This is a genomic window from Flavobacterium sp. Leaf359 (genome assembly GCF_001423985.1).
Lineage (GTDB): Bacteria > Bacteroidota > Bacteroidia > Flavobacteriales > Flavobacteriaceae > Flavobacterium > Flavobacterium lindanitolerans.
Genome location: NZ_LMPW01000012.1, coordinates 386,484 through 400,299 on the forward strand (window position 1 = coordinate 386,484; position 13,816 = coordinate 400,299).

The window sequence follows — 13,816 nt, forward strand, 5'->3', positions numbered from 1 at the left end:
TAAACAAGATGTTAGAGTGCGTAAACTAAATTGTTATCCGGAAGTATAAGAAATAAAAAAATCCCCGGAAGGGGATTTTTTAAGTATTTCGATAGGTTTAGGATTTCTGTTCTTTGTTAAAATAAACCAGATAGTAATACATCTGCTTTTCTTCATCCCATCCTTTTTCTACAAACTTTTCAGCACTTTCAGGATTAATGAAATCCAATTTGATTTGGATGTTTGTATCCAGATTGATGACATTTTTGATTTTTTTTCTTGCATCCGAAACTGCCGCATTCGCAATTGGGAAGGTAGTCACGTCTTCAATGCTGTATTTTTCTCCTTTGTCGACCTTGTAGTTTTTAAATTCCGACATCAGGTCCGGATTGTCAATTACCTCATTCAGGAAGTTTTGTTCTACGAAATCGTCATTTTTTGCGAAATAGTTCACGGAGCGGTTCATGAACATTACTTCTTCTTTTTTGTCTTCAGCCGGTAATACCACATCTTTGGCAAAGTCCTGACAGAATTTTAAATATTTTTTAGTGATGAAGTTTTCATCCTGGAAAGCGTCAACAGAAAGGAAATGCTCTAACCAGTAGCGCGCATCATATCGGTTGCTGTCTACCGTCAGGATTTTATATCCTTCTTCTTTTTTGTGGTTAAAAATAAGGCATCCTTTGTCCAGTTTGTTCAGGTTGATACCATGTTGCAATATCATTTCCAGATTGCTTCCGTTCTCTTCAAATTGAAGGAAGTCAGACTGCAATTCGCTTTTGAAAACACCTACTGCATCTACCTGATTGTTGTCAATGCTCAGGTTGGTAAGGTAAGCCACATACACTTCTCCGTTTTTGATATGCGGGTGATTTGATTGCTCAAAAAGATGTTTTGTTATTTTTTTTGAAACTTCATGCACACTACCCGGATTGGCAAAAATCTCGCTGGCAAAGTTGTACATTTCGTTATATTCCAAATCTACATCGTGTGCAAACTGGAAATAGTTCTCTTCTTTTTCCCTAAATGATTTGAAGAAAAACTCTTTTAGCAAAGGCATGATCTCGTCGTTCAGCCCATAAGGCGATTCAGACAAAAAGAAGGCTTCGTTACGGCTTTTGTTTCCAACTCTGTGAACAGAAAGGGTTTCGATGTGGGTGTTAAATAAGTTGATCATTTTTTTAAGTTGCTAAGATAAAAAGGTAAAAAGGTACTAAGTCGCTAAGTTGCTGAGGTTATTGACGTTCTTTTATTTTATTTATAAAAGCGATGAGCATTCTCTCAACTTCCCGACTGTCTTCGTACTGTTTGTTAAATTGTTCTGGTGTTAAATATTCTATGTTTTTTGCAATCTCTAATTGTGTCTGAAGTTCAAATAAAGAACCAATGGAGATACTTAGAAATCGGACATATTCTTTAGGGCTTTCTCTGCTGTAACCCTCAGCAATATTACTTGGAATTGAAATGGAACATCTTCTGATTTGCGATGTTAGACCTAATGATTCGTCTTTTGGAAATGTTCTTGTAATCTGGTAAATAGAGGTAACTAATGTCATAGATTTCTGCCAGATAAGCAGATTTTTAAAGTGGCTCATAAATAACGTTTTTTCAAATATAGACTTTCTATATTAAAAAACTTAAAGCCTTAGAATCTTAGGACCTTAGAATCTTAGTACCTCAGTAACTTAGCACCTCAGATCAATTCCAATTCTCCTCAAATCCGTAATCCTCAAAATTATCTCCTCCATCAAACATATCCAGGTCGTCTTCGTCAAACTCGTCCTCGTCATAGTCAAATTCATTTACGGCCGAGTCGCTAAAATCTTTGTCCGGAGCTTCAAGAGGCACTATTCCGTGTGAGAATAATACATCCGGATACACCTGTCCCGGAACATGCTCTTCGATTGCAGCCAGTTCAACAAAGAAAGTCCACATGTTGATAAAGTCATAAACATAGATGATTTTTGTTCTTTCTTCATCTAAAACTTCAGAAAGCTCAAAATCAGACATTACTTTTTGTTCGCCCGGTACATCTCCTGTATCAAACATCGGAATTTCTTCATCCTGATTCCATTGGTCGTCACTGGTATAAAATGATGCTACTTCCATGCCGTCAAAGCCAAAGGCATTGACAATAGCATTGTGCAGGTCTTCTAAAGTGTCATTGTCCTGAATGGCAATATCTCTGAAAACATCTTCTTCCGCATCGAGTATTACCCTAAATTTATAAACCATAATCTAAATGTATTTTTGAAACGCCAAAGGTAAAATTTAAATTCCGATTTTTAGATTTTGCTTTCTTGGAATTTTTGATATACACCCGGAATCAGCAACTGTTTTTTAAGCTTCATAAAATTCAATAGGCAGGTTATCAGGGTCTGCAATAAATGTAAAACGCTTGTTGGTGAATTCGTCAGTTCGCAGCGGTTCAGGGTTGAGATTGTTTTCAACCAAATAATGCCTTGTTTTTTGGATGTCGTCTACTTCAAAAGCCAAATGCCGTAATCCGCAGGCTTCCGGACGCGAAACACGGCCTGGCGGGTTGGGAAATGAAAAAAGTTCTATTGAATAATTACCATTCAGTGCCAAATCCAGCTTGTAGGAATCTCTTTCGCTGCGATAGGCTTCGGCTATGATTTCAAACCCCAGGATTTTAGTATAAAAATGTTTTGATACTTCATAATCAGAACAGATTATGGCAATGTGGTGTACTTTGTTGATTTTTAGCATATAGATTATTCTCTTAAAGGTTCTGTAATCCACCATTGGTTTCCAAACGGGTCTTCAAATCCGGCAGTATACCCGTATTCTTCCTGTCCCGGATTTTTAAGAATTTTGGAACCTCTCTGTATGGCGAGATTAAAAACATCGTCAATTTTTTCAATGAATAAAAACATACCGCATGTTTTCTGATGCCAGGTGTCATTGGCCTGGGCAAACATTACAACGGCATCCTGAATCCTGATTTCGCCATGCATAACGGAATTGTTTTTTCCGGGAACAATAAGCTGTTCTTTGGCTCCTAATACGGTTTTGGAAAATTCTAAAAAGTCATTGGCCTTATTCAGTATCAGATAAGGCATTACGGGAAGATATTGCTGTGGAATTTTCATAAGTGATACGGTATTAATTCTAATTAAAAGTATAAAAACAAAATTACATGAGGAAGGTTTTTGTGATAGCATTGCAATTCATCCATGAAAAATTACAATTCGGTAATCTTTATTATGAAAGAAAGTTTTCCAAATGCAACTTTGCTCCATCAAAAACACCTAATCAATGAAAAATATTTTTACACTACTGTTTCTTATGTTATCTGCCGCAACTTTTGCGCAGCAAACTATTTCAGGAAAAGTCACTGATGAAAAGGGACGTCCTGTTACGGGAGCCAATGTTTTTATTGAAGGAACCTATGACGGGGATTCTTCAGATGAACAGGGAAATTTCAGTTTTCAGACTACTGTAACCGGAAAGCAAAATCTTGTGGTTACCTCTTTAACTTTTGAAGCCTATAACCAAGAAATAACGGTTGAGGATTTTAAGAACAGAACTGTAAAACTTAAAGAATCGGTTAATACGCTTGATGCCGTTGTGATTACTGCCGGAACATTTGAGTCGGGTGATAAAGCAAGAACTTCAGTTTTAAAACCTTTGGACATTGTTACGACGGCAGGTGCTGCTGGAGATATTGTTGGGGCATTGCTTACTTTGCCGGGAGCGCAGACAGTTGGAGAAGACGGCCGTCTTTTTGTAAGAGGAGGTGAGGCCGATGAGACGCAGACGTATGTTGACGGGCTTCGCGTTTCACAACCCTACGGTGCAACAACAAACAACCTGCCAACACGAGGGCGATTTTCTCCTTTTCTTTTTAGCGGTATTGCCTTTTCAACGGGAGGTTACAGTGCAGAATATGGAGAAGCATTGTCAAGTGTTTTGTTGTTGAATACAATCGAAGACCCGGACCAGGAAAAGACAGAAATTTCATTGATGACTGTTGGTTTAGGATTGGGAAATACGCAAAAATGGGAAAAGAGTTCTTTAAGCGTAAATGCTTCCTATGCGAATCTGGCACCTTATCAGGCAGCGGTTCCACAAGCTGTAGATTGGAACAGGGCCTATCAGTCCATTTCAGGAGAGTTGGTTTACCGCTATCATTTTAATAATGGAACCCTGAAGACCTACATGGCTTTTGATGCGGCAGATTTTGACCTGAACCAGGAAGATATTAACCGTCCTGAAAAAATCAGGGTAGATGTACGAAATAATAATTTCTATCTGAATTCTTCTTATAAAGGATATTTTGGAAGCAACTATCAACTGACTACAGGAATTAGCTATGGCTATTCGCATAATAAGATAGGAATAGCTTTGGATGATGTGAAAAATGCCGAACATGCTACGCATATGAAGATAAAAATTGGTAAAAATATTACCGAAAGAATAAAATTGACCGCTGGGGCTGATTATTTCACGACTAAATTTGATGAAGATTATGCCCAAAATGCAGGAAGCACCTTTTCTTCAGGATATGACAATAATATTGCAGCGGCCTATGCAGAAACGAATGTTTTTTTCTCAAAAAGATTTGCAGCTAAAGCCGGTTTCCGTTTTTCGTATACCGATTTATTACAGGAGTCTAACCTTTCACCAAGATTTTCTTTGGGTTACAAGGTAAGTGATAACGGACAGCTGTCTTTTGCTTATGGAGATTTTGTACAATCACCAAGACAGGAATACCTGAAATATTCCAACCAATTCGAAAGTGAGAAAACGTCACACTATATATTGAATTATGAATACAGCAAGACCGGGAGAATATTCCGCGCCGAAGCTTATTTTAAGCAATACAGAGATTTGGTAAAATATGATACTCAAACAGTTCAGTTTGACTCTCAATTTAATAATAACGGAAAAGGTTTTGCAAAAGGAATCGACCTGTATTGGAGAGATAATACAACATTTAAGAATCTGGAGTACTGGTTTTCTTATTCTTATATCGATACGGAAAGAGATTTTAAAAATTATCCAAAAGAAGTGACCCCTAGTTTCGTGGCAGACCATTCGTTTTCTGTAGTTACAAAATATTGGATAAACAGCCTGAGGTCTCAAATTGGATTAACTCATAGCTTTAATTCAGGAAGACCTTATAATAATCCTAACGAAACCAGTTTTATGAACGGAAAAACAAAGTCTTATAACAACCTGAGTCTGAGTTGGGCTTATTTGGTTTCACAACAAAAAATACTTTATTTCTCAGTGTCAAATGTTTTGGGAACTGATAATGTCTTCGGATACCAGTATGCAAACAATCCTGATGCCAGCGGCCAATTCCAACACAGGGCTATAGGACAACCGGCAGACCGCTTCATATTTGTTGGCTTTTTCTGGACAATAAGTGACAATAAGAAAGATAATCAGTTGAAGAATTTATAGAGAGTTGCTAAGTGGTTTGTTTAAAAGTGGCTAAGGTACTGAGGTTCTAAGGTGCTGAGGTCAGTTCTTGGAATATAGATGTGAGTGCTTTTTGAAAGAAGATAATTAAGAAAGACACTAAGATACTGAGTTGCTAAGGCACTGAGTTAAAGAACCAAAACATTTACCTTCACATCTCAAAACCTTAGTACCTCAGTAACTTAGAACCTTAGCTACTTAAAAAAACAATTCATCCCTAAAATTCAACAACTCAGTAAGTCTCTTTTTTAAAAGATAAAATTCCGAAGCAAATTTGTATCAGAATAATAACCGTTTCAATCATCAAAAAAATAATACCAACCTAAAAATTTTCAATTATGACAAAATGTATCATTACTCTCGTTTTTTTTGTGACTTCCTTAGTAGGTGCACAAACACAATATGAACAAGGAATGCAGAAAGCTTTTGCGCTTTGGGGTGAAGGAAAAACTACAGAAGCATCGGCTATGTTTGAAAGAATAGCATCTGCAGAAAAAAACAACTGGCTTCCAAATTATTATGTGTCAATGGTCAATACGACAGCGGCTTTTCAGACAAAAGATAAAGATAAGGTAGCTGCGTTGTTAGGGAAAGCTCAGGAAGCATTGAATATAGAACTGGATAAAAATCCTGAAAATCCGGAATTGTTAGTACTACAGGCAATGATTAATACAGCCTGGATTGTGTCTGACCCAATGACAAACGGAATGAAACTTTCAGCAAAGACAATAGAAATTTATAATAAAGCTTTGGCAATAGCTCCGGAAAACCCAAGAGCATTATTTTCAAAAGCAGAATTTGAAATTGGAGGAGCGCGTTATTTCGGGAATGACACCAAACCAATGTGCGCGGAGATTGACAAAGCAATAGAACTTTTTGCTAAATTTAAACCGGAAACTCCTTTTCACCCAAGCTGGGGATTAGACAGAGCCTTAGAAGCTCAGAAAGAGTGCAATAAAAAGAAATAATAATTACCAATCACTTCTTCCATGCAAAAAGCTATCAAATATTTTTTTAAGACTATCGTAACAGGTTTTGTTGTTAGTTGTGCCATCATAGCAATAATGTTTGTGCTTGAAGCCATGTTTGGAAGAAGTTTTAAGATAGATGCTTCTTTGTTTAAGGAAATGGGGTATTACTTTTTATATGGTATTATACTAACCGCTATCAATTCTACCTATTTTGATTTTATGAACAATAGAATAGAGTGGAAGAAATACAAAAGATATAGATTTACCCTTAGTATTCTTGGAAGTGTTGTTCTTACTGTTATTGGAATTTTTATCATAAGATTGTTCATTGCATTGGTTCTGGAGCAAAGGAGTTATTCGGAATTTATAGCCAATGAAAACCATAGGTTCTATGTTGTCTGTCTGATGATAACCATGGTCGTGACTCTGGCTTTCCATTTGATTTATTTCTACAAGAAATCTCAGGAAAATAAAGTTAAGGAACAAAAGATTATTGCCGGAACAGCCTCTGCAAAGTTTGAGACATTAAAGAACCAGATTGACCCGCATTTCCTGTTCAACAGCCTGAACGTATTGACATCGCTCATTGAAGAAAACCAGGACAATGCACAAAAGTTCACAACGTCGCTATCTAAAATCTACCGTTATGTTTTGGAGCAAAAAGATAAGGAATTGGTAAGCGTGGAAGAAGAGCTTTCGTTTGCCAAAACGTACATGAATCTCCTGAAAATGCGATTTGAAAACAGTGTGTTTTATGAACTGCCGGAATCGGTTAAAAATCCGGAGGCAAAAGTAGTTCCGCTGTCGTTACAGCTTCTATTGGAAAATACGGTAAAACACAACATTGCCAGCGAAACAAAGCCTTTGCATATCAGAATTTATGAAAAAGGCGATTATCTGATTATTGAAAATGATTATCAGAAAAAAGAAGTCCTGCAAGACAGAAAAGGAGTAGGACTGCAGAATATCGTTGACCGGTATTCAATTATAACCAACAGGAAAGTAAGAATTGAGCAGACGGAAAAACATTTCAGAGTGGAACTGCCAATGCTCACCAAACAAATAGCAATTATGGAAACAGATTATAATACACAAGAAAGCACTTATCGTAAAGCGCAAAAAAAGGTAGAAGATATTAAAGGGTTTTATGGCAACCTGACCTCTTATATCGTAGTAAATATTGGATTGGCAGCGTTGAATCTGATAACCTCTCCAGCTCATTTATGGTTTCTTTATCCTGCAATTGGATGGGGAATAGGAGTAGCAATACATGGAATGACTGTTTTTAACTATATGCCGTTTTTAGGCAGTGATTGGGAAGAGAAGAAAATCAGAGAACTGATGGAAAAAGACAAGCAAGACAAATGGCAGTAATAATAACCCAAATGGTCATGGAAAATTTTAATTCTGAAAAAATGGCTTATGAAAGAGCCAAAAAAAGAGCAAAAGAAATCAGGGGATTTTATTACAACCTCACGATGTATTGTATCATCATTCCAATACTGATTATCATCAATCTGGTTTTTACTCCTGAATTTCAATGGTTCTGGTTTTCAATGTTGGGCTGGGGTACAGGGCTTTTATGCCACGGAATGGCCGCATTCGGATACAATCCTTTTCTGGGAAAAAATTGGGAAGAGAAAAAAATAAAAGAGATTATTGAAAAGGAAAAAAGAAAACAGGACTATTATCAACAAAATATCAAATAAGAAAATGGAAAATCTAACTGAACAAGAACAACGAAGATTGGAACGCGCGCAGAAACGTGTTAAATCAATCTTAGGATTTTATAAGCATTTGATTGCTTATGTGTTGGTGAATTTATTTCTTATTTCACGACACTATTTTGACCTTAAACCAGGAGAGGAGTTTTTTAAGTTTTCTACTTTTTCAGTAGCTTTCTTTTGGGGATTTGGGTTGGCTGTTCATGCTGCTTCCGTCTTTGGAAAAAATATCTTTTTAGGAGGAGATTGGGAAGAAAAGAAAATCAACGAGATTATGAAAAGGGAGAAAGCTTCAAAATGGGAGTAGCTTTTAATCAAAAAATCAAAATTAATACCATCAAATCATGACCACCATAATTATCGAAGACGAAAAACCATCAGCAAGATTGCTGCAGAGAAAGCTTCAAAAATTGGATATAGAAACAAGTACGATGCTTCATTCTGTAGAAGAAGCCATCAACTGGTTTCAGGATAACCCGCACCCGGATTTGATTTTTTTAGATATCCAGCTTTCTGATGGACTATCATTTGAAATTTTTGATGCTATTGATATAAAAAGTGCCATTATTTTTACAACTGCTTATGATGAATATGCATTAAGAGCATTCAAATTAAACAGTATTGATTATCTGTTGAAGCCTATTGATGAAGATGATTTGGAAGCAGCCGTAAATAAATTCAAATCCCGACAGCCAAAAGCCGAATCCATGTCTCTGGATTTGGAAATGATAAAAAAAATGCTTGTCAGTCCGGATACTAAAAACTACAAGAAACGTTTTACGATTAAAACCGGACAGCATCTGAAAATGATTAATATTGATGAGGTAGAATGCTTTTATAGTGAAAATAAAGGTACTTATCTGCATACGACAGACAACAGGGATTATCTTCTGGAAGGAACTCTGGAGCAGCTTGAAACCGAATTGGATCCTAAAGACTTTTTCCGCGTGAGCCGCAAATTCATTGTTCCTATGAAAACAATTAAGGATATTGTAGTATACAGCAATTCAAGACTGAAATTAATCCTTCCAACTTATAAGGAAGATGAAGTAATTGTTAGCCGGGAACGGGTCAATGATTTTAAAAACTGGATAGGCTAAAAAAGAAACTGTTTCAAAAGCTATCGGGTTGATAAAGCTAATGAAACAGTCCTTGGATCATTTTTTTGGTCTTATTATGTAATGGTAAATTTGTTTATTTTAAATTCATTTTACTGAATTTTTCCAAATTTTTCCTGATTACTACAGATTAAAAAATGAACTCAAAATCAAATAAAGATTTGATTCTTTTTGTGCGATTTCTGTATTGTAAAGTTACTATAAGACTAGCACAGAAATGTTATATCATTTTGATAATTAGTTATATAATATTTTTATTATTAGAAATTTTGCGACTCCGCGTCTTTGCGTGAAATAGTTGCTCGCAAAGGGACAGAGACGCAAAGCTGGAGTTTACTTTTAATAGGGTTTCAGATAATCAATTTATTTTTTAAGTATCACTTCAAAGCCTTTTTCGATAAGTGGGTCCCGCTTATTTTGAAGGTCAGAAATGGTTGGTTTTACTTTAATGTCAGGAACAATTCCTATTCTCTGCGTTTCTTTTTTATCCGGATAAAAGATTCCTACACCGGAAAAAATCATTTTTTCGCCATTCACTAAAGGAATAGTAGTTTCGTTACCGTCGGCTCCGGCTGTCTGGCTTCCTATAACGGTAATATTTGGAGCTGTTTTGAAAATCATAGACCACATTTCAAAAAGGCTCTGCGTATTTTCATTAATAAGGATAACGACATGACCTTTATAATAATCAGGATTTTCCTTGCCAATGTATTTATAGTCTTCTCTAATTATGTAATCCTGCCAGCAGAATCTTCCTGGTTTGCCAAAATCAGGTCTGGTCAGAATACCAAACCATTTAGGTTCCGGAAAAAGATAGTTGAAAGTTTTTACAACTCCGCCGTTTGTACTGTAACCTCTCAAGTCAAACACTATTCCTTTTGTATTTTTCATAGCCTTCATAATGCTGTCAACTTCAGAAGTTTCGAAAAAAGAAAAGTCAATGTAGCCTATATTGTCCTTATTGATAGCTGAGTAGATTACTTTTTTTGCAGTTTCATCATAACGTACTAAGCTGTTGTCAGGAATTCCATTTTCAAACCATAACCCACCTGTTCTGTCAATTCTATCAATCTTTTTTTCAAATGGCTTTTTGTTTTTGTCGTATCCTTTAATCGTAAAATTTCCTTTTTCGCCATAGAACATATAATTATAGGAATCTCTGATTTTTACAGAAGTATTGGAAGCCGAAATGTATTTTGAATTTCTTTGGATAATCCTGTCAATAGATTCGCCATTTACGGTTTCAATTACATCTCCATATTCAATGCCTAAAGCTTTGCATATTTCAACATCAACAGGTTTTGTAACTACAATTTTATTTTCGGCTATCTGATAGGTAAAAGGGGCACCATAATTTCCAAAAATCTCTTTGTAATTTACAGGTTCAATTCTTGAATGCGTGTCTTCAATTGAGCCTGAAAAAAGCATCATTGTTTTTTTATAAGAAAGTGCATCAGTTGCATTTTTAACCAATGGGATAAATTCTTTTAAAACATCATCCCATTGTTTTGAAATGCCATATTTATAAGGGTAAAAATATTCAATAACATTCCAGGCCCTGAACAGGTTCAGGATACGGTAGTTTTCTTGTAACGCTTTTTCTGTGTACGTTTTTTCATTACCGCCACTATAACGGATAAAATCTGGTTTTTGGCAATAATAGCCACCCGGTATCTGATTGGATGAAACCAGAGCGGAAAGGTATTTTTTTTGTGCAGCATTAAGATTCTTATCCTTTTGAATCCAGGCTGTTGACAGGTTTCTATTGTCCTGGTCTTTACAAATTACCGCTTCAGCCTTTTTTATCACGGTTTTAGTTTTCAGAAAATCAATCCAGTCTGCTATGGTTTTTTCTGCAGGAAGCTTTTGGTCTAAAGCCGTAACCAATAAAGAATCGGCATCTATTTTACCGCTTGAAAGAACAGGTTCATAATACTTTAACAGTCCCCAGGTTTTGCAGATTGTTATCAGGTCTTTATCCGAAATGGATTTTTTATTTTGGCCTAAAGCCATTGTGGTCACTAAAAGACAACTGCAAATCACTAAGAAGGGCTGTTTCATAAATGTTATTTGATTTCTCTGTTTTTACTTTCTAAAATTAGGTAAAACTGCGTTCCAAACAAAAGTGATGCGATAACAAGATGTATGGTTTGTGAACCAAACGGGAAATCGTACCAATACATCACAATTCCCGAAAGTATCTCAATGCCTAAAAGCCACATCACCCAATTGATTTTTTTGAAACCTAGCTGTAATTTATTGTTTCGGGTAATTAGAATTACATTGATAAGCAAGACTACAAATGAAAAAGTTCTGTGGAAATAAAACCCGATAATAGGGTCTTCCAGAATTTTATGCATGGCATCATAGCCATAAATTTTAACCTGTTCATCCACAAATTGGCGTACCTGTGTCCCTAAGATAATCTGAGTTAATGTCAATATCAGCGAAATAATCAGGACGCTGTCAAAAACTTTGTCAAATTTTAGAGGTGTTGCCGGTTTTGGCTTTGCCAGATTTAAAATGTACAGAATGATGCATACAATTAATAGCGCCATCACCATGTGGATGGTAATTTTTACCGGATTCAGTACAGAATAAACAACGGTTGCTCCTAACCAGGCCTGGAAACCCATTAAAAAGACCACAAGCCATGAAAGGAGCGTTATCTTTTTATTCTGTTTCCAAAGGCTGAAAGAAAAGACAGCCATGACAAAGCAGGCCAATCCGGCCAACGCTCCAACCAAACGGTTAATATATTCTACCCAGGTATGCGTTGGATTAAACGAGGCATAGTCGTGTTTTGTATAAACCTGCCAATAGTTTTCCTCAAATTCACTGCCTGATTTGAAATCTTCCTGTGCCACGAGCAATTTTTCGCCACGAATAATTACCTGCCCTTTTTTAAATTCGCGTTCAGGCGACCACGTAAGTTCAGAAATATCTGTTGGCGGAATATAGTAGCCAAAACATTTAGGCCAGTCCGGACAACCCATTCCGGAACCGGTCATTCGTACTAAAGCACCGGCAATGATTACCAAATAAACCAGAATCAGGGCTGTTTTGGTAATGGAGGAAAAATATTTTTTCATTTTTAGTTAGTTTGAATTCGAATTGGATGAGGTGCCTAGTTGGCTGTTTTTTGCAATCCTAATTTTTCCGCTCTTTTCAGCATGAAATCATAGGCGGGCTGATATTCGTTAGGGATTTCTCCTTCAAGAATAGCCTCCTTAATAGCTTCTTTCAATATACCGATTTCTCTTCCGGGCTTTAAGCCGAATGTTTCCATGATTTCTTCTCCGGAGATAGGCGGCTGAAACTTTCTGATGTGGTCGCGCTCTTCCACTTCCACAATCTTTTGGCGTACAATCTTGAAATTATTATGGTATTTTTTGAATTTGTTCGGATTCTTTGTCGTGATGTCTGCCTCGCATAAAACCATCAGGTCTTCAATATCTTCTCCGGCATCAAAAACAAGCCTTCTTACGGCAGAATCGGTTACGATATCCTGTGATAATACGATGGGACGCGAACTCATCATTACCATTTTGGAAACATACTTCATTTTATGGTTCAATGGCATATGAAGCCTTTCAAATAATTTCTTGACCATTTTTCCGCCAACAAATTCATGGCCGTGGAACGACCATCCGTTTTTTTTATGGTGGCGTTTTGTAGGCGCTTTTCCAATATCGTGGAGCAGGGCAGCCCATCGAAGCCAAACATCATCTGTATTAGGGGCAATATTATCGACAACTTCCAAAGTATGGTAAAAATTGTCCTTATGGGTTTGTCCTTCAGATTCATCTACACCTTCAAGTGCTGTCAACTCAGGTAAAATGATGTGTAATAACTTGGTTTGATGCAACAGGAGAAAGCCAATGGAAGGCTTGTCTGTCATCAATATTTTATTTAACTCGTCAACAATTCGTTCACCGGAAATAATCTTTATTCTTTCTCTGTTTCGTTCGATTGCCTTGAGGGATTCTTCTTCTATATCAAAGTTTAATTGCGCCGCAAAACGAATAGCGCGCATCATACGAAGCGGGTCGTCAGAAAAAGTAATATCCGGATTGAGAGGCGTCTTTATGATTTTGAGTTCCAGGTCGGATAATCCATTGAACGGGTCAACAAGTTCTCCGAAATTGGCCTCATTTAGTGAAATGGCCAAAGCATTGATGGTGAAATCCCTGCGGTTTTGGTCGTCTTCCAAAGTTCCGTTTTCAACTACAGGATTTCTGCTTTCAAAATGATAGGACTCCTTTCTGGCGCCTACAAATTCAATTTCGGTATCTTCAAATCGGAGCATGGCCGTTCCATAAGTTTTAAAAACCTGGACTTTTGGTTTTTTTGGAAGCATTTCAGAAACTTTCAAAGCCAGCTCAATGCCGCTTCCAACAGCAACAATATCGATATCTTTTTTAAATTTTCTTTTTAAAAGTAAATCCCGTACGAATCCTCCAATAACATAACTGTCAATGTTGAGCTCTTTAGAAGCCTGCGCGATTACATGGAATATTTTGCTGTTTACTGCTTCTTTATATGAAGTTTTGTCTTTCATTATTATGCTTAA

14 protein-coding genes are annotated in these 13,816 nt (G+C 36.6%); 6 read left to right on the top strand and 8 right to left on the bottom strand.

Features of this window, described 5'->3' with window-relative positions:
* Nucleotides 1–97: 97 nt before the first annotated feature.
* From ASG38_RS10080 to ASG38_RS10100, 5 genes are all read right to left on the bottom strand, one after another.
* The gene (locus tag ASG38_RS10080) at nucleotides 98–1,156 is read right to left on the bottom strand and encodes a nucleoid-associated protein (RefSeq protein ID WP_056070043.1); all 1,059 of its coding nucleotides are present in this window, start codon (nucleotides 1,154–1,156) and stop codon (nucleotides 98–100) included.
* A gap of 58 nt (nucleotides 1,157–1,214) precedes the next feature.
* A complete protein-coding gene (locus ASG38_RS10085; RefSeq protein WP_056070046.1) occupies nucleotides 1,215–1,574 on the bottom strand; it encodes a four helix bundle protein in 360 nt (119 codons plus the stop codon).
* A 103-nt stretch (nucleotides 1,575–1,677) separates the two neighbouring features.
* Nucleotides 1,678–2,214, bottom strand: coding sequence for a hypothetical protein (locus ASG38_RS10090; RefSeq protein ID WP_056070049.1), 537 nt, complete (start codon nucleotides 2,212–2,214; stop codon nucleotides 1,678–1,680).
* Between the two features lie 105 nt (nucleotides 2,215–2,319).
* Nucleotides 2,320–2,709 (bottom strand): VOC family protein, encoded by a 390-nt coding sequence (locus tag ASG38_RS10095; protein WP_056071408.1) that lies wholly within the window; start codon nucleotides 2,707–2,709, stop codon nucleotides 2,320–2,322.
* A gap of 5 nt (nucleotides 2,710–2,714) precedes the next feature.
* Nucleotides 2,715–3,092: a glyoxalase/bleomycin resistance/extradiol dioxygenase family protein gene (locus ASG38_RS10100; RefSeq protein ID WP_056070051.1), complete on the bottom strand. Its 378-nt coding sequence runs from the start codon at nucleotides 3,090–3,092 to the stop codon at nucleotides 2,715–2,717.
* Nucleotides 3,093–3,258: 166 nt separating this feature from the next.
* Here ASG38_RS10100 and ASG38_RS10105 point away from each other — a divergent pair, with 166 nt between their 5' ends.
* The 6 genes from ASG38_RS10105 to ASG38_RS10130 all read left to right on the top strand — a co-directional run bounded on the left by ASG38_RS10105 (nucleotide 3,259) and on the right by ASG38_RS10130 (nucleotide 9,225).
* Nucleotides 3,259–5,412 carry a TonB-dependent receptor gene (locus ASG38_RS10105; protein ID WP_056070055.1) on the top strand — a complete coding sequence of 718 codons (2,154 nt, stop codon included), beginning with the start codon at nucleotides 3,259–3,261 and terminating at the stop codon, nucleotides 5,410–5,412.
* A 356-nt stretch (nucleotides 5,413–5,768) separates the two neighbouring features.
* Nucleotides 5,769–6,398 carry a M48 family metallopeptidase gene (locus tag ASG38_RS10110; RefSeq protein ID WP_056070058.1) on the top strand — a complete coding sequence of 210 codons (630 nt, stop codon included), beginning with the start codon at nucleotides 5,769–5,771 and terminating at the stop codon, nucleotides 6,396–6,398.
* Nucleotides 6,399–6,419: 21 nt separating this feature from the next.
* Nucleotides 6,420–7,775, top strand: coding sequence for a 2TM domain-containing protein (locus ASG38_RS10115; RefSeq protein WP_056070059.1), 1,356 nt, complete (start codon nucleotides 6,420–6,422; stop codon nucleotides 7,773–7,775).
* Nucleotides 7,766–8,110 (top strand): 2TM domain-containing protein, encoded by a 345-nt coding sequence (locus ASG38_RS10120; protein WP_235498583.1) that lies wholly within the window; start codon nucleotides 7,766–7,768, stop codon nucleotides 8,108–8,110. The genes ASG38_RS10115 and ASG38_RS10120 overlap by 10 nt, the downstream gene beginning before the upstream one ends.
* Nucleotides 8,111–8,114: 4 nt before the next feature.
* Nucleotides 8,115–8,432 (top strand): 2TM domain-containing protein, encoded by a 318-nt coding sequence (locus ASG38_RS10125; protein ID WP_056070062.1) that lies wholly within the window; start codon nucleotides 8,115–8,117, stop codon nucleotides 8,430–8,432.
* 37 nt (nucleotides 8,433–8,469) lie between these two features.
* Complete coding sequence (locus tag ASG38_RS10130; protein WP_056070066.1) at nucleotides 8,470–9,225, top strand: LytTR family DNA-binding domain-containing protein; 756 nt, start codon at nucleotides 8,470–8,472, stop codon at nucleotides 9,223–9,225.
* A gap of 381 nt (nucleotides 9,226–9,606) precedes the next feature.
* Here the strand turns inward: ASG38_RS10130 and ASG38_RS10135 are convergent, their stop codons facing one another.
* The 3 genes from ASG38_RS10135 to ASG38_RS10145 are packed head-to-tail and all read right to left on the bottom strand — an operon-like array spanning nucleotide 9,607 to nucleotide 13,804.
* On the bottom strand, nucleotides 9,607–11,304 hold the full coding sequence (locus ASG38_RS10135) for a S41 family peptidase (RefSeq protein ID WP_082482200.1): 1,698 nt from the start codon (nucleotides 11,302–11,304) through the stop codon (nucleotides 9,607–9,609).
* Between the two features lie 5 nt (nucleotides 11,305–11,309).
* Entirely contained in the window at nucleotides 11,310–12,335 is a 1,026-nt protein-coding gene (locus ASG38_RS10140) for a heme A synthase (RefSeq protein WP_056070072.1), read from the bottom strand.
* A 35-nt stretch (nucleotides 12,336–12,370) separates the two neighbouring features.
* Nucleotides 12,371–13,804, bottom strand: a complete 1,434-nt coding sequence (locus tag ASG38_RS10145) for a CCA tRNA nucleotidyltransferase (protein ID WP_056070074.1) — start codon at nucleotides 13,802–13,804, stop codon at nucleotides 12,371–12,373.
* Between the last annotated feature and the right edge of the window lie 12 nt (nucleotides 13,805–13,816).